At 65.3% G+C, this 25634-nt stretch carries 17 protein-coding genes and 1 pseudogene; 9 read left to right on the top strand and 9 right to left on the bottom strand.

Going from position 1 to position 25634, the window contains the following annotated elements:
* Window positions 1-62: 62 nt before the first annotated feature.
* A complete protein-coding gene (locus NP552_RS00090; protein ID WP_274096260.1) occupies window positions 63-1370 on the top strand; it encodes a leucine-rich repeat-containing protein kinase family protein in 1308 nt (435 codons plus the stop codon).
* Window positions 1371-1398: 28 nt separating this feature from the next.
* Here NP552_RS00090 and NP552_RS00085 read toward each other — a convergent pair whose 3' ends face one another.
* From NP552_RS00085 to NP552_RS00075, 3 genes are all read right to left on the bottom strand, one after another.
* A complete protein-coding gene (locus NP552_RS00085; RefSeq protein WP_043863975.1) occupies window positions 1399-2106 on the bottom strand; it encodes a YebC/PmpR family DNA-binding transcriptional regulator in 708 nt (235 codons plus the stop codon).
* Between the two features lie 265 nt (window positions 2107-2371).
* Complete coding sequence (locus tag NP552_RS00080; protein ID WP_274096259.1) at window positions 2372-3652, bottom strand: Zn-dependent hydrolase; 1281 nt, start codon at window positions 3650-3652, stop codon at window positions 2372-2374.
* 39 nt (window positions 3653-3691) lie between these two features.
* The gene (locus NP552_RS00075; RefSeq protein WP_043863977.1) at window positions 3692-5179 is read right to left on the bottom strand and encodes an NCS1 family nucleobase:cation symporter-1; all 1488 of its coding nucleotides are present in this window, start codon (window positions 5177-5179) and stop codon (window positions 3692-3694) included.
* A gap of 347 nt (window positions 5180-5526) precedes the next feature.
* On the opposite strand from NP552_RS00075, the gene hydA reads away from it, so the two are divergent.
* The 3 genes from hydA (at window position 5527) to preA (ending at window position 9735) form a co-directional block, all read left to right on the top strand.
* On the top strand, window positions 5527-6966 hold the full coding sequence (gene hydA / locus NP552_RS00070) for a dihydropyrimidinase (protein WP_054914390.1): 1440 nt from the start codon (window positions 5527-5529) through the stop codon (window positions 6964-6966).
* A gap of 126 nt (window positions 6967-7092) precedes the next feature.
* On the top strand, window positions 7093-8460 hold the full coding sequence (locus NP552_RS00065) for an NAD(P)-dependent oxidoreductase (protein WP_043863979.1): 1368 nt from the start codon (window positions 7093-7095) through the stop codon (window positions 8458-8460).
* Complete coding sequence (gene preA, locus NP552_RS00060; protein WP_043863980.1) at window positions 8461-9735, top strand: NAD-dependent dihydropyrimidine dehydrogenase subunit PreA; 1275 nt, start codon at window positions 8461-8463, stop codon at window positions 9733-9735.
* On the opposite strand, the gene NP552_RS00055 is transcribed toward preA, so the two are convergent.
* Window positions 9717-12206 carry a UvrD-helicase domain-containing protein gene (locus NP552_RS00055; RefSeq protein ID WP_078481718.1) on the bottom strand — a complete coding sequence of 830 codons (2490 nt, stop codon included), beginning with the start codon at window positions 12204-12206 and terminating at the stop codon, window positions 9717-9719. The two genes, preA and NP552_RS00055, sit on opposite strands and share 19 nt — an antisense overlap.
* Before the next feature lie 222 nt (window positions 12207-12428).
* On the opposite strand from NP552_RS00055, the gene NP552_RS00050 reads away from it, so the two are divergent.
* Entirely contained in the window at window positions 12429-13127 is a 699-nt protein-coding gene (locus NP552_RS00050) for a pirin family protein (RefSeq protein WP_274096258.1), read from the top strand.
* 85 nt (window positions 13128-13212) lie between these two features.
* On the opposite strand, the gene pgm is transcribed toward NP552_RS00050, so the two are convergent.
* From pgm to NP552_RS00025, 5 genes are all read right to left on the bottom strand, one after another.
* Window positions 13213-14853 (bottom strand): phosphoglucomutase (alpha-D-glucose-1,6-bisphosphate-dependent), encoded by a 1641-nt coding sequence (gene pgm, locus NP552_RS00045; RefSeq protein WP_123753106.1) that lies wholly within the window; start codon window positions 14851-14853, stop codon window positions 13213-13215.
* Between the two features lie 95 nt (window positions 14854-14948).
* Entirely contained in the window at window positions 14949-17210 is a 2262-nt protein-coding gene (locus NP552_RS00040) for an ATP-dependent DNA helicase (protein WP_054914388.1), read from the bottom strand.
* Window positions 17207-18859 carry a VRR-NUC domain-containing protein gene (locus NP552_RS00035; RefSeq protein ID WP_078481719.1) on the bottom strand — a complete coding sequence of 551 codons (1653 nt, stop codon included), beginning with the start codon at window positions 18857-18859 and terminating at the stop codon, window positions 17207-17209. Before NP552_RS00035 ends, NP552_RS00040 begins: the two co-directional genes overlap by 4 nt.
* A 71-nt stretch (window positions 18860-18930) precedes the next feature.
* The gene (locus tag NP552_RS00030) at window positions 18931-20250 is read right to left on the bottom strand and encodes a hypothetical protein (protein WP_274096257.1); all 1320 of its coding nucleotides are present in this window, start codon (window positions 20248-20250) and stop codon (window positions 18931-18933) included.
* Window positions 20251-20880: 630 nt separating this feature from the next.
* Window positions 20881-21903, bottom strand: a complete 1023-nt coding sequence (locus NP552_RS00025; protein WP_043863985.1) for a zinc-dependent alcohol dehydrogenase family protein — start codon at window positions 21901-21903, stop codon at window positions 20881-20883.
* 198 nt (window positions 21904-22101) lie between these two features.
* Here NP552_RS00025 and NP552_RS00020 point away from each other — a divergent pair, with 198 nt between their 5' ends.
* The 4 genes and pseudogenes from NP552_RS00020 to NP552_RS00005 all read left to right on the top strand — a co-directional run bounded on the left by NP552_RS00020 (window position 22102) and on the right by NP552_RS00005 (window position 25624).
* Window positions 22102-23016, top strand: a complete 915-nt coding sequence (locus NP552_RS00020; RefSeq protein WP_043863986.1) for a LysR family transcriptional regulator — start codon at window positions 22102-22104, stop codon at window positions 23014-23016.
* Window positions 23017-23618: 602 nt separating this feature from the next.
* A complete protein-coding gene (locus tag NP552_RS00015; RefSeq protein WP_274096256.1) occupies window positions 23619-23984 on the top strand; it encodes a DUF3085 domain-containing protein in 366 nt (121 codons plus the stop codon).
* Between the two features lie 295 nt (window positions 23985-24279).
* Entirely contained in the window at window positions 24280-24600 is a 321-nt protein-coding gene (locus NP552_RS00010) for a hypothetical protein (protein WP_274096255.1), read from the top strand.
* 87 nt (window positions 24601-24687) lie between these two features.
* Window positions 24688-25624, top strand: a pseudogene (locus tag NP552_RS00005) (ArdC family protein).
* The last annotated feature ends 10 nt before the right edge of the window (window positions 25625-25634 follow it).

Genomic DNA, 25634 nt, shown 5'->3' with positions numbered 1-25634 from the left:
CCTGCCATGGTACTTAAGTCGGGTATCATCGCCGCCGTCTTCATTGCCCTTGCAGCCCCTTCATGCACACCCTCGACGACCTCAGGCACGGCCGCCTGGCAGGTGCCACCCGCCTCGACCTGAGCTGCGGGCTCACGCAGTTCCCGGATGAGATCTTCGAACTGGCCGACAGCCTCGAAGTGCTCAACCTGAGCGGCAATGCGTTGAGCAGCCTGCCCCATGACCTGGGCCGGCTGCACCGGCTCAAGGTGCTGTTCTGCTCCCACAACCGGTTCACCGAGGTGCCGGCCAGCGTAGGCCAGTGCCTGCGCCTGGAAATGGTCGGGTTGCGCAACAACCGCATCACGCACCTGCCGGCCGCCGCATTGGGCCCCAACCTGCGGGCACTGGTGCTGACCGAGAATTGCCTTGAACAGTTGCCCGACGCACTGGGCGACTGCCAGCAGCTGCAAAAGCTGATGCTGGCGTGCAACCGCCTGCGCGCCCTGCCGGCCAGCCTTGCGCGGTGCCAGCGGCTCGAACTGCTGCGGGTGTCGGCCAACCGTTTGAGCGAACTGCCCCAGTGGCTGCTGACGATGCCCCGCCTGGCGTGGCTGGCGTATGCCGGCAACCCCTTGCCCCAGGGCCTTGCGGCGCCGCAGGCGCCGGGCCGGTGCGACGCCATCGACTGGCACGCCCTCGAGCTGGGCGAGGTGCTGGGCCAGGGCGCCTCCGGGGTGATTCACCGCGTGCAGGTGGCGGGCCGAAAGGCGGCGCTCAAGCTGTACAAGGGCCAGATGACCAGCGATGGCTCGCCGCTCAACGAAATGCAGGCGTGCGTGGCAGCTGGCGCCCACCCGAACCTGATCCCGCTGCTGGGGCAGGTAGCCAACCACCCGCACCAGGTGCCGGGGTTGCTGATGGCGCTGGTGGGCACCCACCTGTCTGCCCTGGCCGGGCCGCCCAGCCTGCAAACCTGCACCCGAGACGTCTACCCGCCTGACCTGTGCCTTGGCCTGCAAGCCGCAACCCGGCTGGCGACGGCCATCGCGTCGGTCGCAGCGCACCTGCACCAGCGCGGCATCACCCACGGCGACCTGTACGCGCACAACATCCTGTGCGATGCACAGGGCAACGCGGTGCTCGGGGACTTTGGCGCGGCATCGTTCTTTGCGCAGGATGGCAGTGTTGCAGCAGACGCATTGCAGCGTATCGAGGTGCGGGCGTTCGGGGTGTTGCTGGGGGAACTGCTGGCGTGTTGCGGGGAGGCGTCAGAGGAACTGGCGGACTTGCAGGCGAGCTGTGTTCAGCCGCAGGTGCTGACAAGGCCGGATTTTGCGCAGGTTGAACGGGTGCTTCGCCGGCAAGGCCGGCTCCCGCAAGAGGCGTAGGAGCAGGCCTTGCCGGCGAAGTGGGTTATCAGCCCGCCAGGCCGACGTACACGTTCTGCACGTCGTCGTTGTCGTCGATGGCTTCCAGGAATGCCTCGACTTCAGCCATGTGCTCGTCGCTGAGCCCGCTGACCGGGTTCTTGGGGGTGTAGCCGATCTTGGCCGAGATCACCTTGAAGCCCTGTTGCGGCAAGGCCTTCTGTACCGCGTCCAGGTCGGTGGTGTCGGTGATGAACAGGGTCGAGCCCTCTTCTTCACCTTCCGCGAAGTCCTGTGCACCGGCTTCGATGGCGGCCATTTCCGGGTCGGCATCAGGGGTTTCAGGGCTGGCTTCGATCAGGCCGACATGGTTGAAGTCCCAGGCCACCGAGCCCGAAGCGCCCAGCTGGCCCTTGCGGAACAGCACGCGAATCTGCGCCACGGTGCGGTTGACGTTGTCGGTCAGGCATTCGACGATCAGCGGCACCTGATGCGGGGCGAAGCCTTCGTAGGTAACGTGGTGGTACTGCACCGCGTCGCCATCCAGGCCCGCGCCCTTGCGGATGGCGCGTTCCAGGGTCTCTTTGGTCATCGAGGCCTTCTTGGCCTGTTCCACGGCCAGGCGCAGGCGCGGGTTCATGTCCGGGTCGGCACCGGCCTTGGCCGCGATCTGGATCTCCTTGGACAGCTTGCCCATGATCTTGCCCTTGGCGTTGGCTGCTACTTCTCTATGCTTGGCTTTCCACTGTGCGCCCATCTCGACTCTCTTGTTTCAGCTGCCGGTTCAGGTAGCGACCAGCAAGGTGGCGTGCAGTTTATACAGGCTGCGCCGGGCAATCGACAAAAAAACGCTGGGCTGTTGCCGGGCCTGGTGAACCCTTCGCCGGCAACGCCAGCTCCTACTGGCGTTGCAGGAGCCGGCCTTGCTGGCGAAGAGGCCAGCATCCACAACCTAGAAACCACTTTAAGTTGTGATTTTTATTTCATATATATCAATCAGATAAGCCAACAACCTCATGTAGTTAAGCAGCTTCACGCTGCGCCACCACCTGCGCCGCCGCCAGCATCGCCCTGAGCAGCACTGCGCACCCGGCCGCCAGGTCCTTGGGGTCGGCATTCTCGATTTCGTTATGGCTGATGCCGCCCTCGCACGGCACGAAGATCATCCCGGCCGGGCCCAGTTCGGCCAGGAAGATCGCGTCGTGCCCGGCCCCGCTGACGATGTCCATGTGCGACATGCCCAGCCCCTGCGCCGCGCTGCGCACCGCCTCCACGCAGCCCTTGTCGAAGTACAGCGGCGGGAAGTCCGCGGTGGGCGTCAGCGTGTAGGTCAGCCCGTGCTGCTGCGCGGTCGCGGCGATCACCTCCTGCACCTGGGCGATCATCGAGTCCAGCCGCGCCGGCTCCAGGTGACGAAAATCCAGGGTCATGCGCACCTCGCCGGGGATCACGTTGCGCGAGCCCGGGTACGCCTGCAGGCAGCCCACCGTGCCGCACGCATGGGGCTGATGCTCCAGAGCCACGCGGTTGACCGCCGCCACCACCGCACTGGCGCCTACCAGGGCGTCCTTGCGCAGGTGCATCGGGGTCGGCCCGGCGTGGGCCTCGACACCGCGCAGGGTGAGGTCGAACCATTTCTGCCCCAGCGCGCCGAGCACCACGCCGATGGTCTTGCGCTGGTCCTCCAGGATCGGCCCCTGCTCGATATGCGCCTCGAAATAGGCGCCCACCGGGTGCCCACTGACCGCGCGGGTGCCGGCGTAGCCGATCGCATTCAGCGCCTCGCCCACGCTCACGCCCTGGGCATCGCGCTTGGCCAGCGTCTCCTGAAGGGTGAACTTCTCGGCGAACACGCCCGAGCCCATCATGCACGGCGCGAACCGCGAGCCCTCCTCGTTGGTCCACACCACAACCTCAAGTGGCGCCTCAGTCTCTATCTGCAAGTCATTGAGTGTACGAAGAACTTCCAGCCCGGCCAGCACTCCGAAGCAGCCATCGAACTTGCCGCCGGTGGGCTGGGTGTCGATATGGCTGCCGGTCATTACCGGCGGCAGTTGCGGGTTGCGCCCGGGCCGGCGGGCAAAGATGTTGCCCACCCCGTCCACGCTGACGGTGCAGCCGGCAGCCTCGGTCCATTGCACGAACAGGTCGCGGGCCTGGCGGTCCAGGTCGGTCAGGGCCAGGCGGCATACGCCTCCTTTGGCGGTGGCACCCAGTTGCGCCAGCTCCATCAGCGACTGCCACAGGCGCTGGCCATCGATGTGGGCCTGGGTACTTTGCAGAACGTCCTTAGCGGTTTGCATGAGCATCTCCTGCTTGGCCGGCCTCTGCGGGCCGTGGGGTTACACGGTGGGTTTGAGGCTGGTGGCACGCGCGCCCTTCAGGCTGCCCAGGGCGTAGTAGATCACCCCGCCCAGCGCCGAGCCGGTGAACCAGCCGAAGTCGTAGAACCAGCTGAACGCCGGGCTGTGCAGCGACAACAGGGTCAGCACCACCGGCACGCCGAAGGCGATGAAGCCGGTCGCGTTCCAGGCCGGGTACACGTCGTCGCGGTACAGCCCGGCAAGGTCGAGGGTCTGCTTGCGCAGCAGGAAGTAGTCCACCACCATGATCCCGGCAATCGGCCCCAGCAGGCTGGAATAGCCCAGCAGCCAGTTGGAATACACCGACTCCAGGCTCACGTCCGAGACGATCAGGCCGAGCTTCTTGAGCAGCTCATGGGCCATCAGCAGCAGGCCCACCAGCCCGGTCAGCAGCACGGCGGTGGTACGCCCGATCCACTTGGGCGCCAGGTTCTGGAAGTCGTTGGTGGGCGAAACGATGTTGGCCGCGGTGTTGGTCGACAGTGTGGCGATGATGATCAGCGCCATGGCCAGCGCCACCCACAGCGGGCTCTGGATATGCCCGATCAGGCTCACCGGGTCGGACACCGTCTCGCCCACCAGCGAGGCCGAGGCCGCGGTCAGCACCACCCCCAGCGCGGCAAACAGGAACATGGTCAGCGGCAGGCCGAAGATCTGCCCCAGGATCTGGTCCTTCTGGCTTCGGGCATAGCGGCTGAAGTCCGGGATGTTCAGCGACAGCGTGGCCCAGAAACCCACCATGGCGGTCAGCCCGGCGAAGAAGTAGCCGGTCACGCTGGCGCCTTCGGGGCGTTTGGGCGGCTGCGCCAGCAGTTCGCTGAACGACACGTTGGGCAGCGCCCACACCAGCAGCCCGGCACCCACCAGCACCAGCAGCGGTGCCGACAGGGTTTCGAGCCACTTGATCGACTCGGCGCCGCGCAGCACCACCCACAGGTTGAGGCACCAGAACAGCATGAAGCCGATGACCTCGCCGGTGCCGCCCAGCGCCTTCCATTCCGGCCAGAACGAGCCCAGGAAGAGGTGGATGGCCAGCCCGCCGAACATCGTCTGGATACCGAACCAGCCGCACGCCACCAGCGCGCGGATCAGGCACGGCACGTTGGAGCCGATGATGCCGAACGAGGAGCGCAGCAGCACCGGGAACGGGATGCCGTACTTGGTGCCGGGGAAGGCATTGAGCGTCAGCGGGATGAGCACGATGGTGTTGGCCAGCAGGATCGCCAGCAGCGCCTCGCCCACCGTCAGGCCGAAATACGCCGTGAGCACCCCGCCCAGGGTGTAGGTGGGCACGCAGATCGACATGCCGACCCACAGTGCGGTGATGTGCCATTTGTTCCAGGTGCGCTGCCCCACCTTGGTCGGGGCGATGTCATGGTTGTAGCGAGGGCTGTCGAGGACGTCGGTGCCGGCGTCGAGCTCGAACAAGCCGTCACGCTCGCTCACTTGCGATCGGGTCTGGTGCATTGGCCGCTCCACTTTTCTGGTTATGTGCACCTCGCGATGAGGCGCCGGAGTCTTGCGCGTGCAGGTAAGGCAATCACGGTCAGGTGATCTGAGAAATCTTGACCATTTACGCATCCTGTCAAGCAAGACAGGACTCGCCAGAAACCTTTCCTAACCCGTAAAAAGAAGTTTTATTCTTATTTTTCAATAAGTTGAAAACAGAATAAGCATATAAAAAATAATCTTGCCCAATCCCGGATCGCCAACTAGATTCAATTCTTGACGGCGATGACAGGATTACTCCGGCGCCGATCACGACAAAAATCTAGAGCCGGTAGCAACCGGTCAAGCCTGCGAGGAGCTTCGTGATGACGCTTTTGATTCGTGGCGCCACCCTGATTACCCATGACGAGAGTTACCCGGCCGACGTGTACTGCGCAGACGGCCTGATCCAGGCCATCGGCCACAACCTCGACGTCCCCGCCGGCTGTACCGTGCTCGATGGCAGCGGGCAGTACCTGATGCCCGGCGGCATCGACCCCCACACCCACATGCAGCTGCCCTTCATGGGCACGGTGGCCAGCGAGGACTTCTACACCGGCACCGCCGCCGGCCTGGCCGGCGGCACCACCTCGATCATCGACTTCGTGATCCCCAACCCGCAGCAATCGCTGCTCGAAGCCTTTCACCAGTGGCGCGGCTGGGCCGAGAAATCGGCGGCCGACTACGGCTTTCACGTGGCCATCACCTGGTGGAGCGAGCAGGTGCGCGAGGAAATGGCCGAGCTGGTCAACCACCACGGGGTGAACAGCTTCAAGCACTTCATGGCCTACAAGAACGCGATCATGGCCGCCGACGACACCCTGGTCGGCAGCTTCGAGCGCTGCCTGGAGCTGGGCGCGGTGCCCACGGTGCATGCCGAGAACGGCGAGCTGGTGTACCACCTGCAGCGCAAGCTGCTGGCCCAGGGCATCACCGGCCCCGAAGCGCACCCGCTGTCGCGCCCTTCGCAGGTGGAAGGCGAAGCGGCCAGCCGTGCCATCCGCATTGCCGAAACCCTCGGCACCCCGCTGTACCTGGTGCACGTGTCCACCCGCGAGGCGCTGGACGAGATCACCTATGCCCGCGCCAAGGGCCAGCCGGTGTACGGCGAAGTGCTGGCCGGGCACCTGTTGCTGGACGACAGCGTGTACCAGCACCCCGACTGGCAGACGGCGGCCGGCTATGTGATGAGCCCGCCGTTTCGCCCGCGCGGGCACCAGGAGGCCCTGTGGCACGGGCTGCAATCGGGCAACCTGCATACCACCGCCACCGACCATTGCTGCTTCTGCGCCGAGCAGAAGGCCGCGGGGCGTGACGATTTCAGCCGTATCCCCAACGGCACGGCGGGCATCGAGGACCGCATGGCGGTGCTGTGGGACGAAGGCGTGAACACCGGCCGGCTGTCGATGCAGGACTTCGTCGCCCTCACCTCCACCAACACCGCCAAGATCTTCAACCTGTACCCACGCAAGGGTGCGCTGCGGGTCGGCGCCGATGCCGACCTGGTGCTGTGGGACCCGCACGGCACGCGCACCATCTCGGCCAAGACCCACCACCAGAATGTCGACTTCAACATCTTCGAAGGCAAGACAGTGCGCGGGGTGCCCAGCCATACCATCAGCCAGGGCAAGCTGGTGTGGGCCGACGGCGACCTGCGCGCCGAGCGCGGCGCCGGGCGCTATGTCGAACGGCCGGCATACCCGGCGGTGTTCGACCTGCTGAGCAAGCGTGCGCAGCAGTGCAGGCCCGGCGCGGTCAAGCGCTGAGCCTTTAAAGCATCGCGGGTCAAGCCCGCTCCCACAGGTATCGTGCGATCCCGGTGGGAGCGGGCTTGACCCGCGATGGGCGCGCCAGCGCCCCGGTTTCTATAAAAAAACAAAGAGGCCACTACCGTGATCAACGCCTTGAACCATCTCCCGCACCCGCAAGACGACAACGCCACCCTCGCCACGCATTTCAGCGACCTGGCTCCACCCCTCACCCCGCGCCAGGCCGCCGTGGAAAGCGCGCGCTGCCTGTACTGCTACGACGCCCCCTGCGTCGACGCCTGCCCCAGCGACATCGACATCCCCTCCTTCATCCGCAACATCCAGCAGGACAACGTGCAGGGTGCGGCCATCAAGATTCTCTCGGCCAACATCCTCGGTGGCAGCTGCGCCCGGGTGTGCCCCACCGAGATCCTCTGCCAGCAGGCCTGCGTGCGCAACAACGCCCAGGAATGCGCCCCGGTGCTGATCGGCCTGCTGCAACGCTACGCGGTCGATCATGCCGAGTTCGCCGAGCACCCGTTCCAGCGTGCGCCCAGCACCGGCAAGCGCATCGCCGTGGTCGGCGCCGGCCCCGCAGGCCTGGCCTGCGCCCACCGGCTGGCCTGGCACGGGCATGAGGTGGTGATTTTCGAAGCACGGGAAAAGGCCGGCGGCCTCAACGAATACGGCATCGCCAAGTACAAGCTGGTGGACGACTTCGCCCAGCGCGAGCTGGACTTCGTGCTGCAGGTGGGCGGTATCGAGATCCGCCACGGCCAGGTGCTGGGCGACAACCTCAGCCTGGGCGAGCTGCAACAGCAGTTCGACGCGGTGTTCCTCGGCCTGGGCCTGGCCGCCAGCCGCCAGTTGGGCCTGCCCGACGAAGGCGCCCCGGGCCTGCTCAGCGCCACCGAGTACATCCGCGAACTGCGCCAGGCCGACGACCTGAGCACCCTGCCCCTGGCCGAACGCTGCATCGTGCTCGGCGCCGGCAACACCGCCATCGACATGGCAGTACAGATGGCCCGCCTGGGCGCCCATGACGTCAATCTGGTGTACCGCCGTGGCCTGCAGGACATGGGCGCCACCCAGCATGAACAGGACATCGCCAAGGCCAACCAGGTGCGGCTGCTGACATGGGCCCAGCCCGAGCAGGTGCTGCTCGACGACCAGGGCCGGGTGCGCGGCATGCGCTTTGCCCGCACGCACCTGGTGGACGGACGCCTGCAAACCACTGGGCAAACCTTTGAACTGGCGGCGGATGCGATCTTCAAGGCCATCGGCCAGGCCTTCGACGGCCAGGCCCTGAGCGACCCGCAGGCCCTGCAACTGGAGCGTGATGGCGAGCGTATCCGCGTGGACGACAACCTGCGCACCAGCCTGCCGGGCGTGTACGCCGGCGGCGACTGCACGCACCTGGGCCAGGACCTCACCGTACAGGCCGTGCAGCACGGCAAGCGGGCCGCCGAGGCCATCCATGCCCAACTGACCCTCAACGTGGAGGCCGCATAAATGGCAGACCTGTCGATCGAATTCGCTGGCATCAAGGCGCCCAACCCGTTCTGGCTGGCCTCCGCACCGCCCACCGACAAGGCCTACAACGTGATACGTGCGTTCGAGGCCGGCTGGGGTGGCGTGGTCTGGAAAACCCTGGGCGAAGACCCCGCCGCCGTCAACGTGTCGTCACGCTACTCGGCGCACTTCGGGCCCAACCGCGAGGTGCTGGGCATCAACAACATCGAGCTGATTACCGACCGCTCGCTGGAGATCAACCTGCGCGAGATCACCCAGGTGAAAAAGGCCTGGCCCGACCGCGCGCTGATCGTGTCGCTGATGGTGCCGTGCGTGGAGGACGCGTGGAAAACCATCCTGCCGCTGGTGGAGGCCACCGGGGCGGACGGCATCGAGCTGAACTTCGGCTGCCCTCACGGCATGCCCGAGCGCGGCATGGGCGCGGCGGTGGGCCAGGTACCGGAGTACGTCGAGCAGGTGACACGCTGGTGCAAGACCTACTGCTCGCTGCCGGTGATCGTCAAGCTCACCCCCAACATCACTGACATCCGCCAGTCGGCCCGCGCCGCGCACCGGGGCGGCGCCGACGCGGTGTCGCTGATCAACACCATCAACTCGATCACCAGCGTCGACCTTGAGCGCATGATCGCCCTGCCGATCGTCGGCGAGGCCAGTACCCACGGTGGCTACTGCGGTTCGGCAGTGAAGCCGATCGCGCTGAACATGGTGGCCGAGATCGCCCGCGACCCGGCCACCCACGGGCTGCCCATCAGTGGCATCGGCGGCATTGGCAGCTGGCGGGACGCCGCCGAGTTCATTGCATTGGGTTGCGGCTCGGTGCAAGTGTGCACCGCGGCGATGCTGCATGGTTTTCGCATCGTCGATGAAATGAAGGACGGCCTCTCGCGCTGGATGGACAGTCAGGGCTACCACAGCCTGCAGGACTTTCGCGGGCGCGCGGTGGGCCACACCACCGACTGGAAGTACCTGGACATTAACTACCAGGTGATCGCCAGGATCGACCAGCAGGCCTGCATCGGCTGCGGGCGCTGCCACATTGCCTGCGAAGACACCTCGCACCAGGCCATCGCCAGCCTGGTCAAGGCCGAGGGCGGGCACCGCTACGAGGTGATCGACGCCGAGTGCGTGGGGTGCAACCTGTGCCAGATCACCTGCCCGGTGGAGGGCTGCATCGAGATGGTGCCCCAGGACACCGGCAAGCCGTTCCTGGACTGGCTGCACGACCCACGCAACCCCTACCGCGAGGCGTCCTGAGGCTGCGCCCCACGCAGGTCTTCGAAGCAGGCCTTGTTCCCGTCCACCTGAACAGACGCCCGGGGCAGGTTCGCCGCCTCCCCGGTCGGCGTCTCCACATGCCAGTAGCAGTGCTTGATCGCGCGGGTGATGGCCACGTAGGCCAGGCGCAGGATCTCGTCCTTCTGGGCGTTGTCGTAGCCTTCGGGGTCGCCCGCGCGGCCCAGCCCGGCCTGGCGGTACACCTGGTTCTTGTACGGCGAGCGCGTCAGGTGCTGGCAGTCACCGAGCATGAACACCGCATCGGCCTGCAGGCCCTTGGCGCTGTGGTAGGTGAGCTGGCGGAACCGCCGCTGCGCCGCCGGCAGGCTGGCCTCGTGGTTGAGCAAGGGCTGCAGGTGCTCGGCAATCACCGACTTGTCGACGCTCTTGCGGTACAGCAGCATCACCGACTCGCCATCGCGGTAGTGGTCCATCAACTGCCGGGCCAGTGTGGCTTCGTCGCGCTCCATCACCATCACCGGCACCGGCTGCTCGGCCGCCGGGCCGCAGGCACGGGCCTTCTTGCCGGCAATTGCCGGGGCCGACTTAACGATATGCTCGGCTGCATCGATGATGTGCTGGTGGCTGCGGTAGTTGTCGGCCAGCATCACGCGGGTGGTGCTGGGGGCGACGAACTGCTTGGCGAACTCCATGAAGTACTTGGGCGAGCTGCCGCGCCAGCCATAGATCGACTGCCAGTCGTCCCCCACGCACAGCAGCGAGGAGTGCTGCGCCACCTGCCCCACGTGCATGGCCGGGCCGCGCCGGCGGATCTCGCGCAGGCAGGCGCGAAGCCACGAGACGATCTGCGGCGACACGTCCTGGAACTCGTCGATCATCAGGTGCGACAACGGGCGCAGCATCGGGTCGGGCAGCAGGCGCAGGTTTTCCGGGTTGTTCTCGCCGAACAGGGCGAACATGCGGTTGTAGCTCATGATTGGCGGCGACTGTGCCAGCAGGTGCGCCTCCAGCGCCTTCCAGTACAGGCTCAGGGCCTCGAAGAACAGCGCGTCGGTGTCGCCCTGCGGGAAGCTCATGCCGCCCACCGCCACGCTCACATCCAGCCCCAGGTTCTCGATGAACCCGGCAGCGCCGACGAAGGCATCCAGCAAGGGCGCCGCGCCCAGCTCGCCCTTTACCTTGTAGTCAAAGCCGGGCCCGGCCACCGCATCGCCGGCCAGCGAGGCGGTAAGGCGTTTGGCCGCCGCGTAGTTTTCCAGCCAGATCACCGGCTTGTCGCAGAACGCCTGGAACAGCGTGCGCTTGATCACCCATTCGGCCCACACCGGCAGCTTGGCGCCGGGGCGCTTGTACTGCTGATTCTCCTTGGGGTCGAAACCCAGCACCACCCAGGCGTCAAGCTCGGCGATATGGCCGTGGAAATGAAAGCGGCTGCCGTTGATTTCGACGGTTTCGCGGCTGGGCTCGATACCCTTGATCGGCCAGGCACCTGCCTGGAACCACAGGTCTTCGATCACGTCGCACAGCTCTTCGTCGCGCCCGGACGACAGCTGGGTCACCGCCACGCGCTTCTGCACGTCGGGGTGGTCGCGGTCCAGGGCCTTGAGCTGCAGGGCTTCGCGGCGCAGCCCGGCAATCAGCTCGGCGAACCGCGGGCTGGTGTGCAGCAGGTCGCGGTAGCACAGGTTGAGTTGCTGGCGCTGGGCATCGTTGATGCGCAGGTCGAACGGGTTGCTGTCCACGCCCGCCTCGCTGCCCCCGGGCTGCTCGCTGCCCAGGGTCTCGAATGCCCGCACCTGGCTGAAGCCCGGCAGGCTGCGCACCAGGGGCAGGATGCGCGAATGGAAGGTGCGCACCAGCTCACGCGCCTGCACCGGGCTCAGGGCCAGTTGCCACAGGCCGAACACCTGCACCAGGCGGGCAATGAAGTCCTTGCGCGACTCGCGGGTGAAGGTGACCACGGTCATGGCCTCCAGCTCGAAGCCCAGGTAATGGCGCAGCAACAGGATACGCAGCACCAGCGAGGTGGACTTGCCAGCGCCGGCGCCGGCGATCACGCAGGTGGACGGCGTGTCGCTGAAGATCATCTTCCACTGCGCTGCGCTGGGCTGGGCGTGGGCCGGCAGGCGCGCAGCGACGTCGGCCTTGAAGCGCTTCTTCAGCTCGGGGGTCAGCGGCAGGCGCCAGTCGTCGAACAGGGCATCGTCCAGCCCCGGCACGCCGTGGGCATCCGGGCGCGTATCGCGGATCACCAGCACCTGGCGCCCGGCCTCGAAACCGTCCACGCGCCCTTCTTCATAGCCTTCACGCAGCCCGTCGGCATGCCCGGTGCGCTGGCCGTTGGCATGGCCCTGGAACCACGAATCGCGGTGCTGTGCCTGCAACCGGCTCAGGCCAAGGCCCAGCAGGCGTGCGGCCAGACGTCTGACCCAGGGCAGTTGCGCGGGTGGGGTTAGATCCGTGGGTAGCTTGGGACGCTCGTGTGACACACCGACTCCGGCAATCAATTCAATCAGCGGCCATGTTCGCCTTATCACGACCAAATCACCAGCCGAATGCTTTCAGATCAGTGGATTAGGCGACGAAGCGGCGAAACTACCGCAGGTTATATATCGAATATAACGATCATATTTAGCCGATATTTACGCTTTTTTTCGATGTTTATCGAGAGGATCATCAGCGCCATCCACCTGATTACCGAGGACACGAGCATGCTGCAACTGCGCCCCTTCGACACCCTTGGCCACGCCAACCATGGCTGGCTGGATGCCCACCATCACTTCTCCTTTGCCGAATACCACGATCCGCGCCGCATGAACTGGGGCACGCTGCGGGTATGGAACGACGACCTGATCGCCGCCGGCAGCGGGTTCCCGCCGCACCCGCACCGCGACATGGAGATCATCACCTATGTGCGTGAAGGCGCGATCACCCACCAGGACAGCCTGGGCAACAAGGGCCGTACCGAAGCCGGTGACGTGCAGGTGATGAGCGCCGGTACCGGCATCACCCACAGCGAGTACAACGTGGAGGCCGTGGACACGCGGATCTTCCAGATCTGGATTGTGCCCCAGCGTGTGGGCCAGGCACCGTCGTGGGGCGTGCGGCCGTTTCCCAAGGGCGAGCGCGGCGAAGGGTTCGTGACCCTGGCCAGCGGGCGCGAGGGGGATGAAGGCAGCCTGGGGATCCGCGCCGATGCGCGGCTGGTGGCGGCGACGCTGAAGGCCGGGGAAAGCGCCGAGTACCGCATCGATGCGGGTCGTCGGGCCTACCTGGTGCCGGCCAAGGGCGTGATCGAGGTCAACGGCCTGCGCGCCGAGGCCCGCGACGGGGTGGCGGTGGAGGATGAGCAGGTGCTCAGGGTGGTGGCGCGGCAAGACAGCGAGATTGTGCTGGTGGATGTGGCGTAGGCATTGACCCTTTCGCCGGCAAGGCCGGCTCCTACAGGTTCACGCATCACCTGTAGGAGCCGGCCTTGCCGGCGAAGAGGCCGAATCAGGCGATGGCAGCGTCCACCAGCTCCTGCGCCTCACCCACCAGGCGCTGCAGGTGCGCGTCGTCGACGAAGCTCTCCGCATAGATCTTGTAGATGTCTTCGGTGCCCGAAGGCCGCGCCGCGAACCAGCCGTTGGCCGTCATCACCTTCAAGCCGCCAATCGCCTGGTCGTTGCCCGGCGCATGGCTGAGAATCTGCTCGATCGGCTCGCCCGCCAGCGTGGTCGACTTGACCTGCTGCGGCGACAGCTTGCCCAACTGGGCCTTCTGCTGCGGCGTGGCCTTGGCATCCACCCGGGTGGAGAACGGCCTGCCCAGCGCCTCGGTCAGCGCCTCGTATGCCTGGCTTGGGTCGCGCCCGGTACGGGCGGTCATCTCTGCCGCCAGCAGCGACGGGATCAGGCCGTCCTTGTCGGTGCTCCACACCGTGCCGTCCTTGCGCAGGAACGAGGCGCCGGCGCTCTCCTCCCCGCCAAAGCCCAGCGAACCGTCGAACAGGCCATCGGCGAAATACTTGAAGCCCACCGGCACTTCGTACAGGCGACGCCCCAGGCGTGCCGCCACGCGGTCGATCATGCCGCTGCTGACCACGGTCTTGCCCACGGCCGCATCGGCGCGCCATTGCGGGCGGTTCTGGAACAGGTAGTCGATGGACACCGCCAGGTAGTTGTTCGGCGCCAGCAGGCCGCCTGACGGGGTGACGATGCCGTGGCGGTCATGGTCGGGGTCGCAGCCGAACGCCACGTCGAACCGATCGCGCAGGCCGATCAGGCCCTGCATGGCGTAAGGCGAGGACGGGTCCATGCGGATCTGGCCGTCCCAGTCCACGCACATGAAGCGGAACGTGGGGTCGACCTCGGTGTTGACCACGTCCAGGTCGAGCTTGTAGTGCTCGGCAATCGCCGACCAGTAACGCACCCCGGCGCCGCCCAGCGGGTCGACACCCAGGCGCAGGCCCGCACCACGAATCACATCGAAATCAATCACATTGACCAGGTCGCTGACGTAACTGCCCAGGTAGTCGTGACGGTGCGTGGTGCTGGCCTTGAGGGCCTGTGCATGGCCCATGCGCTGCACGCCCTTGAGGCCGTCGGCCAGCAGTTGGTTGGCCTTGGCCTCGATCCACTTGGTCACGTCGCTGTCGGCCGGGCCGCCATTGGGCGGGTTGTACTTGAAGCCGCCACTTTGCGGCGGGTTGTGCGACGGGGTGATCACGATGCCGTCGGCCAGGCCACGGCTGCGGCCACGGTTGTAGCAGATGATGGCGTGGGAGATGGCCGGGGTCGGGGTGTACTCGTCATCCTTGGCCAGCATCACCTCGACGCCGTTGGCTGCCAGCACCTCCAGTGCGGTAGCCGCCGCCGGGGTCGACAGCGCATGGGTGTCGATGCCGATGAACAGCGGCCCGTCGATGCCCTGCGCCTTGCGGTACAGGCAGATGGCCTGGCTGATGGCGAGCACGTGCGCTTCGTTGAAGCCCAGGTCCACGGAGCTGCCGCGGTGCCCCGACGTGCCAAAGGCAACGCGCTGGGTGGCGACGCCTGCATCGGGCTGGCCGGTGTAGTACGCGGTCAGCAGCTGGGGGATATCGACCAGCACGGAGGCTGGCGCCGGTTTACCCGCCAAGGGACTGAGCTTCATGCAAAACCTCAAGTAAAGATGTACAGGGTGATGAAAATACGCAGTTTACTGGCACTTCGACCACAACGCGACGGCGGCGATCCCGCCCGCCGCGACTATTTGTACTGCGGTGCCCACCAGCCGGGAAACATCCGCTGCACCCGGGGCTCGGCAAAACGGTCGTCGATCAGCATGACCACACCGCGATCTTCAGTGCCACGTATCACCCGCCCGGCCGCCTGGATCACCTTCTGCACGCCGGGGTACAGGTAGGTGTAGTCGAAGCCCGCGTCGAACAGAGCGCCCATGCGCAGCTTGAGCTGTTCGTTCACCGGGTTGACCTGGGGCAGCCCCAGGGTGGCAACGAAGGCGCCGATCAGCCGGGTGCCCGGCAGGTCGACCCCTTCGCCGAACGCCCCGCCCAGCACGGCGAAGCCCACGCCCTGCCCGTCTTCGACAAAGCGTTCGAGAAAGCCCTTGCGCTGCGCCTCGTCCATGCCGGGCGACTGCGACCATTGCACGATGTGCGGGTAGCGCTCGGCCAGCAGCCGCGCCACCTGCTGCTGGTAGTCGAAGCTGCTGAAGAACGCCAGGTAGTTGCCCGGCTGGAGGCGGTACTGCTCGGCGATCAGTTCCACGATCGGCGCCAGTGACGCCTGCCGGTGCTGGAAACGCGTCGACACGCTGCTGATCACGCGCACCTGCAACTGCTCGGCGGCAAACGGCGAGGCCACATCCAGCCACGCGGTGTCGGCCGGCAGGCCGAGCAGGTCGGCGTAGTAATGGCGTGGGCTGAGGGTGGCGGAAAACAGCGTGACGCTGCGCGCAGCGGCCATGCGCGGGCCGATCAGCGGCGCCGGCACCACGTTGCGCAGGCACAGGGTGGACAGGCTGCGCCGGCCCGGGCCGTCGCGCTTGCTGATGTCGAACACGAAATGCTCGTCGAACACCTCGCACAGGCGCAGGAACTGCGAAGCCTGAAAGAAGAGCTGCAACAGCGGCCCTTCGACGCCGGCAGGCTGCTGGTTCATGCTGTCCTGCACATGGCTGACAAAACGCTGCAGCGCCTTGAGAAAGGCCTCGGGCAACTGGCCGGTGGCGCGGTAGGGAACGTCCTGGTCCTTGTGCACGGCGTTCCAGGCCCGGTCAAGGCGCTGCAAGGCATTGGCCATGCCTGCCGGGGGATCACGCCGCAGGGCCTTCAATTGCCATTGATCGAGGCTCACGCTGTACATCTGGCGTGCACGCTCCACCAGGTTGTGCGCCTCGTCCACCAGCACCGCCACCCGCCACTGGTCGAGCTGGGCCAGGCCGAACAGCAAGGCGCTCTGGTCGAAGTAGTAGTTGTAGTCGCCCACCAGCACATCCACCCAGCGCGCCATCTCCTGCCCCAGGTAGTACGGGCACACCTGGTGCGCCAGGGCTACCTCGCGCAGGCGGGCCTGGTCCAGCACCGGCTGCTGCGCGGCGGCCTGGCGGGCGGCGGGCAAGCGGTCGTAGAAACCCTTGGCCAACGGGCAGGCTTCGCCGTGGCAGGCGGTGCCGGGAAACTCGCAGGCCTTTTCCCGTGCCACCAGTTCCAGGCTACGCAAGGCCAGCTCGGGGCTGCTGTGCATGACCCGCTGCACGGCCTCCAGCGCCAGCGCCCGCCCCGGCGTCTTGGCGGTCAGGAACAGCACCTTGTCCAGTTGCTGCGGCACCATCGCCTTGAGCAACGGGAACAGCGTGCCCAGCGTCTTGCCGATGCCGGTGGTGGCCTGGGCCATCAGGCAGCGGCCGGTGCTTACCGCCTTGTACACGGTTTCGGCCAGCTCGCGCTGCCCGATACGAAAGCTGGCGTGGGGGAACGCGAGCGCCTGCAGGCCGCTGTTGCGCAAGGCCTGGCGTTGCATCTGCTGCTGGGCCCAGCGCAGGAACAGCGTGCACTGGGCGATGAAGAACTGCTCGAGTTCGGCGGCGGTATGGCGGGCCTCCACCAGGGTTTCTCGGTCGCTGTCCACGTCCAGGTACACCAGCGCCAGGTTCACCTCGGCCAGTTCTCGCTGCTGGCACAGCAGCCAGCCATACACCCTGGCCTGTGCCCAGTGCAGTTGGCGGTGGTTGTCGGGCTGGCTGGCCAGGTCGCCGCGGTAGGTCTTGATCTCTTCCAGGCGGTTGAGCGCCGGGTTGTAGCCGTCGGCGCGCCCGCGTACCTGCAACTGCTCGAACTGCCCCTCCAGCGCCACCTCCGACTCATAGCCCCGACCCCGGCGCGTGACCACCGTGCGGTGGCCGGTGATGCCCTCCTGGGCCGAGGGCGACGGGGTGAAGCGCAGGTCCAGGTCACCGACCTTGGCGGTGAACTCGCACAGCGCACGCACCGCTACCTTGTAGCTCATGCTGCCGGCTGTGCCCACTGCACGTGGCACACCTCGACGGGCAGGCCGTGCTCGGTGCAGAAGGCGATCCAGCGCAGCTGGTTGTCCTGCAGGCGATCGCCCGGGCCCTTCACTTCGATCATGCGGTAGCGCCGTTGCCCGGGCCAGAACTGGATCAGGTCCGGCATGCCGGCGCGGTTGGCCTGGATATCCTCCAGCAGGCGCTCGAAGCAGCGCTTGAGGTGCGCCGCCGGCAGGCAGTCCAGGGCCTGCTGCAACAGCGTGGCATCCAGCAGTTCCCAGTACACGAAGGGTGATTGCAGGCCGTGCTTGGCCTGGTAGTTGGCCAGGATGGTGTGGCGGTAGCGCTCATCGTCCAGCTGCCCCAGGCAGGCGGCAAAATGCTCGGCGCGGCGCGCCTGGAAGCCGGCATCGTGCAGGTCCAGCGGGCCGCTCTGGAACGGGTGGAAGAACGCGCCGGGCACGGGCGCGAAGATGGCTTCCCAGCACAGCAGCCCGAACAGGCTGTTGAACAGGGTGTTCTCGACGTAGTGCACCGGCCCGTCATCGGCCGCCAGGTGCACCTGCACCGCCTGCTCCACGCCAAGCGTCGACAGATCGACAGGCAGGCACAGGTCCAGCCGGCTGATCGCTGCCGGGGCGCGCCGACGCTGTGGCGGGCCGCCCAGCTTGCGCTGCAGGCGGGGCAAGATGCGCGCCAGCGCCTGGACCTCCAGCGCGTTGGCCGGTTTGGCGCCCACTACGCTGGCAAGCTCCAGGGCGGCGGCATGATCGGCGCTGCGCTCCAGCACGCGGATATGCCGGATGCGTGCCTGAGGGTGGTTGCTGCGGGGGTAGATGTTCAGGGCCTGGGCCCAGTCGCCGCTGCGCTCGCAATGCTGGCCAAGCTGGAACAGCAACCTGGCGCGGCGCCGTTCCAGCCACGGGTTGCTCGGCTGCAGGCCGTCCAGCAGTGCCAGCACCTGCTCGACCGGCTGCCCGGCCTCGAGCTGCTCGGCACAGGTGTGCAGGGCCAGGCACAGGTCGATATCGGCGCGCTCGCGCAGCGCCCGGGAATCCTCGCCGAACGCGACCTGCTCGTAGCGCAGCAGGCCAAGGTCGGCGAGCACGAACTCCGACCAGTCCTGGTGCAGGTTGCCGAAAAACAGCAGACGCAGACGATCGCACAGCGCCTGCAGGTGCAGCACGTACACCGGTTCGTCGAATTCGGGCCACCACTGACGCAGGGGCCTGGCCTCGGCATACAGCGCCGACAACTGTTCGAGCAGTTCGCCCTTGGCAGCCCGCGGGCGCTCCAGCACGTCGGCGAAACAGCGGGCGATTTCGTCCTTGCGCAGCAACTGGAACAGGTGGTCCAGGCCCAGGCTCGGCTGGTCGTCGAGCCAGCCCAGCGCCACCAGCGGCGCGGCGGCAGGCTCGATTGCGCCGATTTCCAGGTAGGTCAGCTTGCTGGCGCGAAACATCACACCCTTGCGCATCACCATGCGTACCAGCAGGGCCTGGGAGGCCTGGCCCAGCGTCGCGAACTGTTGAATGAAGGCGTGTTCGTGTTCATCGAGCAGGTCGGCGTAGCGCAGTTGCACCCAGGCCAGTACCTGCTGAAAGTTGCACAGGTAATAGAACGGGTCGGCGACGGAATGGGCGATCACGGAGCGGGTAACCAGCAGAAGGAATCCACTGGTTATACATACAGACAGGCGAGCTTGGCAACCTCAGCGGATCAATGGCGCAACCGGCCCGGATCGCTGTCGCGGGCCCGCGCCAGCAGCGAACGTCCACCGGTGGCCGCTTCGCTTTCGCGCTGGTAGAGCATCTGCAGCGTGCTCAGGGGCAAGCCGCTGATATCCTCCAGCCATTGCACCATGGGCTGTGGCGAGGGTACGCCCTTGAGTGCCTTGTGCAGGTAGGGCAGCGCCGCCTGCATGCCGGGGTGCCGCGCCTGTACGAAGCGCTCCAGGTTGCGCCCGCGGTCGACGAAGGGCGCGAACAGCAGGCAGGCCAGCTGTTCTTCGTTCAGGTTGTAGCCCTGCAGGGCGAAGTCGTCTGCCAGGCGGCGGCGCTGGCCGTGGCGCTCGCGGTCTTGCCAGGTTTCCATGGCCAGTGCCTGCAGCGCCGCCGGCACCGGTTTGCGCCGCAGCTGGGCCTTGACCTGCTGCAGGTGCTCGGCAATGCCCAGCGCATAGTCCTGCCCCTGCACCCACTGCGCGCGCAGCCCGGCAAGGTGTGCCATCAGCAACGGGTTGGCACAGGCCGACTGGCTGAACCCCAGGGCCAGCTCGTCATAGCGAAACCTGAGAAATTCGAGCAGCAGCACGCTCTGCCCCTGCTGGCTGTCCTGCAGCAGGTCGGCGATGTCGATGAAGCGCGGGATACGGCGGGGGCCCGGGACCTGCCGAAGGGGCTCGGCTGGCAGCCCCAGCACCTCGTTGAGGTAGATGCGGCGCAGTTGGCCAAGGCCCTGCAACAGGGCGCCAGGGTGTGAGTGGGCCGGCCTTGCACTGCTCAACCCGGCCTCGCGCATCATGCGGCGGCCCCACGCCAGGTAGCGTTTGCGCTCGGGCATCGGGTCGGCGTTGATCAATGCGTCCACCCCGCCCTCCCAGCCCATGCCCTGGCGGTAGAGTTCGGCCAGCGCCAGGTAGAAGCGATTGCAGAACATCGGCCGCACCTGGCCGGCGGTCAGGTGCCCGGCAACCAGGGTGTCGAAGCGCTCGACCTGCTGCTGACGCGGCGACAGCGGCTTGAGTGCATCGAAGTGCTGGAGGCCGCCGTCGTCCAGCACCAGCAGCTCGACCCGCAGGTCGTCATGCAGCACCAGCGCCGAGTAGCCACGCTCGATGTTCTCGATCACCGCCGTCGACATACCCACATGGCGGGCGGTGACCACGCGCAGCTCGAAGGTGGCCGGCGCACGCGCCGCAATGCTCAACTGCGCGGCGCGCAGAAACGCCAGGGCGAAGGAGCTGTCCTTGCCGCCGCCATGGGCCAGCATCACCTTGAAGTCGCCTATGCGCTCGATCCCGCCGGCGGCCACCAGCATGCGCTAAGCAATTGCAGCGACGCGCGCTGGCCCTGGGTAAGGCACTCGAGCAGTCGCTGCAGGACCTGCTGGTAAATGTGAGTCATGGCTTGATCGTGGAGGGTACTCATGGTGTATACCTGATTCGATAACGACTGCCGGCAGCCGGAAGTTACCCGATGCGGGTAACAGGACATCGTTGCGCAACAACGGCAAAGTGAATTAAAAAAAGAATGATGGTCTTAGGATGTTTCTTACAACTTCCTACGATTGTTCCGACTCAGATCGAAACAGCATCGCCCGATGACCACCCTTGCCCCGGACAGCGCCCCCCGGCGCGTTGCGCGAGGGCCCCACCTCCATGAACAGTACAGCTGGCACACCATATCTCGCTCCTTGAGATGATTGATGGTTGGATGAACAGCGCCGCCTTAGGCACGACAGTGCCCGACGCCCATAGGAAACAGCAGCCCTTCCACGCGAAGATGTAATTTTACGGACACCGGAAAGTCTTTATTCCCACGCCCACAACATAACGCAAGCGCCGTACTTAGTCCGCACAAGTTAAATAGGAAACATCTGAAACTTTAATAAGAAATTTCCACAAAAAAGCCCGAGACTCGGCTCGGGCTTGGCGTGTCGCGCAGCCTGTCAGGCGTCAGGCAGCACCAGTACCACGCGGCCTCCACACGGGCACTCGTCCATGTGGCGGTGTGCGGCGACGACCTCGTCGAACGGGTAGGCCTTGATGATGTGTGGCAATACCTGGCGGTCGGCGGTGAACTGGTTGATATCGCGCAGTGCGCGCTGCAGCGCCACCTGGTCCTGGGTGATGCCCAGCTCCGGCTTGCCGGTGAAGTTGCTCACGCAGTGCACGAAGAACTGGATGTTCTTCTGGAACGCCGCACAGGCCGGGAACGGCGTCTGGTTGCCGCCCTGCAGGCCGTACAGCACCAGGCTGCCGCGTGGCGCCAGCACATCGCCCAGCAACGACATCTGCGGGCCACCCAGGCCATCGAGCACCATGTCCACGCCGCGGTTGTCGGTGTACTTGTTGATCTGCATGAGCAGGTCCTGCTCTTCGGTCACGATGACCTTCTCTGCCCCCAGCTTGAGCAGGTTGTCGCGCTCGGCGCTGTCCTTGGTGGCGGCGATCACCTTCAGGCCCAGGGCCTTGCCCAGCTGCACGAAGGCCGGCCCGGCGCAGTGGCTGGCGTCGGTGACCAGGGCGGTCTGCCCGGCCTTGGCCCGCGCCAGGTCGACATAGGCGAAATAGGCGATCAGCAGCGGCGTGTAGTGCACGCTGGCCTCGATCGGGCTGAGGATATCGGGGTAGCGGGTCAGTGCGTTGCGCGGCAGCACGATGACCTCGCCATACACCGGGTGCTCGTTGGGGCTGGTGGCCGGAAAGCTGGCGACCTTGTCGCCGATGGCCAGGTCGTCGACGCCGGCGCCGAGGGCGGTCACCACACCGGCCATTTCGTGGCCGATGCCGGCTGGCAGGCGCGCATGGGACGGCGCCAGGTTCTGCCGCCACAGCACGTCGTACCAGCTGATGCCGATAGCCTGCACCCGCACCTGTACTTCACCGGCAGCCGGTTGCGGCGTGGCCACGTCCTCGCACTTGAGCACCTCGGCCTGGCCGAATTTGTGAAAACGGATCATGCGGGACATCGCAAACCTCGCCTAGTGAACCTCTAATACCCGCAACTCTATCGGGGCTATAGCGGTTAGACCATCAGTGGCCATTAATAGTCAACATGCCTGTCATTGATTGGTGATAGCGCCTGCTGCGCAATTTATGCGGTGCAGGGTACCGTCTTTGCCCTTAAGATTCACCCCTGCCCCGACCAGACCTATGAAGCGAAGCCGATGAACCGTAACGACTTGCGTCGCGTCGACCTGAACCTGCTGATCGTGTTCGAGACCTTGATGCACGAGCGCAGCGTCACCCGCGCCGCGGAAAAACTGTTCCTCGGCCAGCCGGCCATCAGTGCGGCGCTGTCGCGCCTGCGCAGCCTGTTCGACGACCCGCTGTTCGTGCGTACCGGGCGCAGCATGGAGCCCTCGGCGCGGGCGGTGGAGATCTTCGCCCTGCTCTCCCCCGCGCTGGACTCCATCTCCACGGCGGTAAGCCGCGCTGCCGACTTCGACCCGGCCACCAGCACGGCGGTGTTTCGCATCGGCCTCTCCGACGACGCCGAGTTCGCCTTGCTGCCGCAACTGCTCAAACGTGTGCGCGCCGAGGCGCCGGGCATCGTGCTGGTGGTGCGCCGGGTCAACTACCTGCTGATGCCCTCGCTGCTGGCGTCGGGTGAAATCTCGGTGGGCGTGAGCTGGACCAGCGACCTGCCGGCCAACGCCAAGCGCAAGGTGCTGCGTCGCAGCAGGCCCAAGGTGCTGCGTGCCGACAGCAAGCCGGGCAGCCTCAGCCTGGATGAGTTCTGCGCACGCCCGCATGCCCTGGTGTCGTTTGCCGGCGACCTGAGCGGGTTCATGGACGAGATTCTCGAGAAGCTGGGGCGCAAGCGCCATGTGGTGCTGGCCGTGCCGCAGTTCAACGGCCTGGGCAGCCTGCTGACCGGCACCGACATCCTCGCCACGGTGCCGGACTACACCGCCGAGCAGCTGACCGCCGCCGGCGGCCTGCGCGCCGAAGACCCGCCGCTGGAGGTGCAGAGCTTCGAGCTGCATATGGCGTGGCGCGGGTCGCAGGACAATGATCCGGGGGAGCGGTGGTTGCGGTCGCGGATTCAGATGTTTTTTGGGGATCCCGACAGCCTGTGACTGACTTCCATCAAGACCCAAAAAAGCTAATGAATTCAGTATCTTACTTATTAATTTAGTCCAAATCCGTCCGTCGCATTCCACTCATTTCCGACGCGCCTGCGGGTATATTTTTGGGTACTTTTCTTTTTTCGAAAAAAAGTACCCGCAGATGACGAATTCCCTCCCTACGCCTGCACAGGCCGGTAACCCGTTGGATCCAAGATTCAAGTCTACTCCTCTCGGCCCCGCGAATAGCACCGCTCATCGTTCAGAAGCGAACTGAAACATCGCCATGGAACAATGCGGACACGAAACCCGACTCTGCATCTGCCCACTGTTGACCACAGCAAGCCTGCCTGATATTGAGTAAGTGCAATCGCTGGTTTTCCAGCATCCCAGGTAGCCATAACCTTTAAGGCTACGTCACGAACGTGATGGTTATCCCCAAATGCGATTCGCGTTCGGCAGCTCGCATGGTCACCGTTCCCCGGTGGTGAACGCTTTCTGATTCCCAAAGCTCACTGAGCCAGCGTCTTCAACTCACCTTACCCAATCCATTCCAGTGCTGGGAATTCTCCCGCATGGGTGGCATTCCTCCGCACCTTCTGGAGGATCTCATCATGCTGCGTTTCACGGGCATAGAACTTCACGCTGTATTAGCAGAGGCCGGTATCAACGGTTGCAGAGTGATATTGGTCAAAGACCACGGCGTCTACCTCATCTCCGAGATCGGTGAAAGCAAACCGGATGGCGGTGGCCGTAAACGCGTCGCCTACGCCACCGGTTGCAACCCTGCCGTCGACGGCTTCGACACCTGGTGGAATCGCGCCCGCCATGAATTCGGCGGCGATGATTTTGCCGAGTACTTTGACATCGATGGTCCCGTTCTCGCCAGCCTTCGCGGCACTGCTGGATCGCTGGTGGTGGAGGCCACCTCCACCCACCTGTACCTGGCCGCCGAGGTTGATCCCGCGGGAAAACCTTGAACGTAAAAGCGAGCACTTAGCGCTTCCCGAGAGGCACCTAGCAGACCTCTCGGGAGGCATTCCGCACCATGTTCAGACTAACTGGAGATCGCCGCTGGTCAGGAATTAAAGGCCGATAGTCTTCCTTGGAAGACCCTGGATGGCCCCACTCTAACGAGGTCAGGATCGGAGATTGACCCCACGTTCGGACGCGTTTCAATGGACGAACGCTACCTGCTTGGCAGGTTGATCGGATCGTGCAAATGCACACCAAACCTCAAAAAGGTGACGCGGAATCGGCTAACCGGAGGCCACAATGTCCAGGATGATCCACCTCTCCACTGCCATTGTGCTGAGCCCAGGTGTTTGGCGGCAGTTCATTGAACCTGCCACAGGCGAGGAACCGGTTGGACAGTCCGCACTGCGCTTGGCAGAACTGATCAATAGCGCGCTGACTTCTGCACCGCTCGCCCTGCACCGTCCCATAGAACTGCAACTCGACCTGCAGAGCAACGGCACCTCATCAATCGCCCATCTGCCGCAGCTTCAGCTGGCTCATGTCACACCACGCAGCGGCCCGACGTTTTTGCTCATCCGACTGCCTGATGAGAGCGCGGTAGACATCGCCGCCCTCTGACCCAGTTAGCACCTTCACTGCCCCCTCTACCCCCACCGGGAACCCTTCCCGGCCGGGCAGCGTTCCCCCTTCCGACCGGAGAACGCCATGTCCGATATCTACTTGGACGTCACCAACAAGATCGTCAGTGCCCTGAGCCAGGGCATGATTCCCTGGATCAAACCTTGGACCACCACAGGTACGAGCGCTGACTCCCCATTTCCCATCAACGCCATTACCCGGCGGCCCTACGCCGGCATCAACGTTCCACTCTTGTGGGCTGAGGCCCGCCTGCGAGGGTTCACCCAGGATCGCTGGCTGACCTTCAATCAGGCACGCAAGGCTGGCGGCCATGCGCAAGGGCGAGCAATCCACCCTCGCGGTGCTATACAAACTGATGAGCAAGGAGGCGCATGACGAGGACGGCCAGGTCGTTCGCGATGAACAGGGCAACATCAAATTGGTGCAGTTCGCGATCCTGCGCACCCACTGCCTGTTCAACATTGAGCAGACCGAAGGCTTGCCTGACGAGGAGCCAGCCTCCACCGAGCACACTGAGCCGGCGACCTTCATCGATCATGAACCGGCCGAGCAACTGCTGGTCGCCAGCGGTGCGCGCATCGAGCATCGCTACAGCGATGACGCGTTCTATCAGCCGATTCATGATCTGATCCAACTACCTACGAAGGCGCAGTTCGAAGACGTCGGCAGCTACTACGCAACGGCTCTGCATGAGCTGACGCACTGGTCGGGCCACCGGTCGCGTCTGAACCGTGAAGGTATCACCGGCGGGCATGCATTCGGCTCCACCGCGTATGCCTTTGAGGAGCTGGTCGCAGAAATGGGCGCCGCGCTTCTCTGCGCACTCACCGGTACCCAGGGTGAGCTGCGTCGCGAGGAATACCTAGCGTCCTGGCTGAAGATACTCAAGGAAGACAAACGAGCCATTTTCCGCGCCAGTGGTCAGGCCCGGGAAGCCTCTGAGTACCTGTTGGCCTTGCAGTCTGATCAAGCCACAGATACGCCAGTTCGTCTCACCGCGTGATTCAACACAC

It is taken from the genome of Pseudomonas sp. 8209, from assembly GCF_028682105.1.
GTDB lineage: Bacteria > Pseudomonadota > Gammaproteobacteria > Pseudomonadales > Pseudomonadaceae > Aquipseudomonas > Aquipseudomonas palmensis.
The sequence above is the reverse complement of the archived record's forward strand: the minus strand, read 5'-3'. Positions and strand labels throughout refer to the sequence as shown.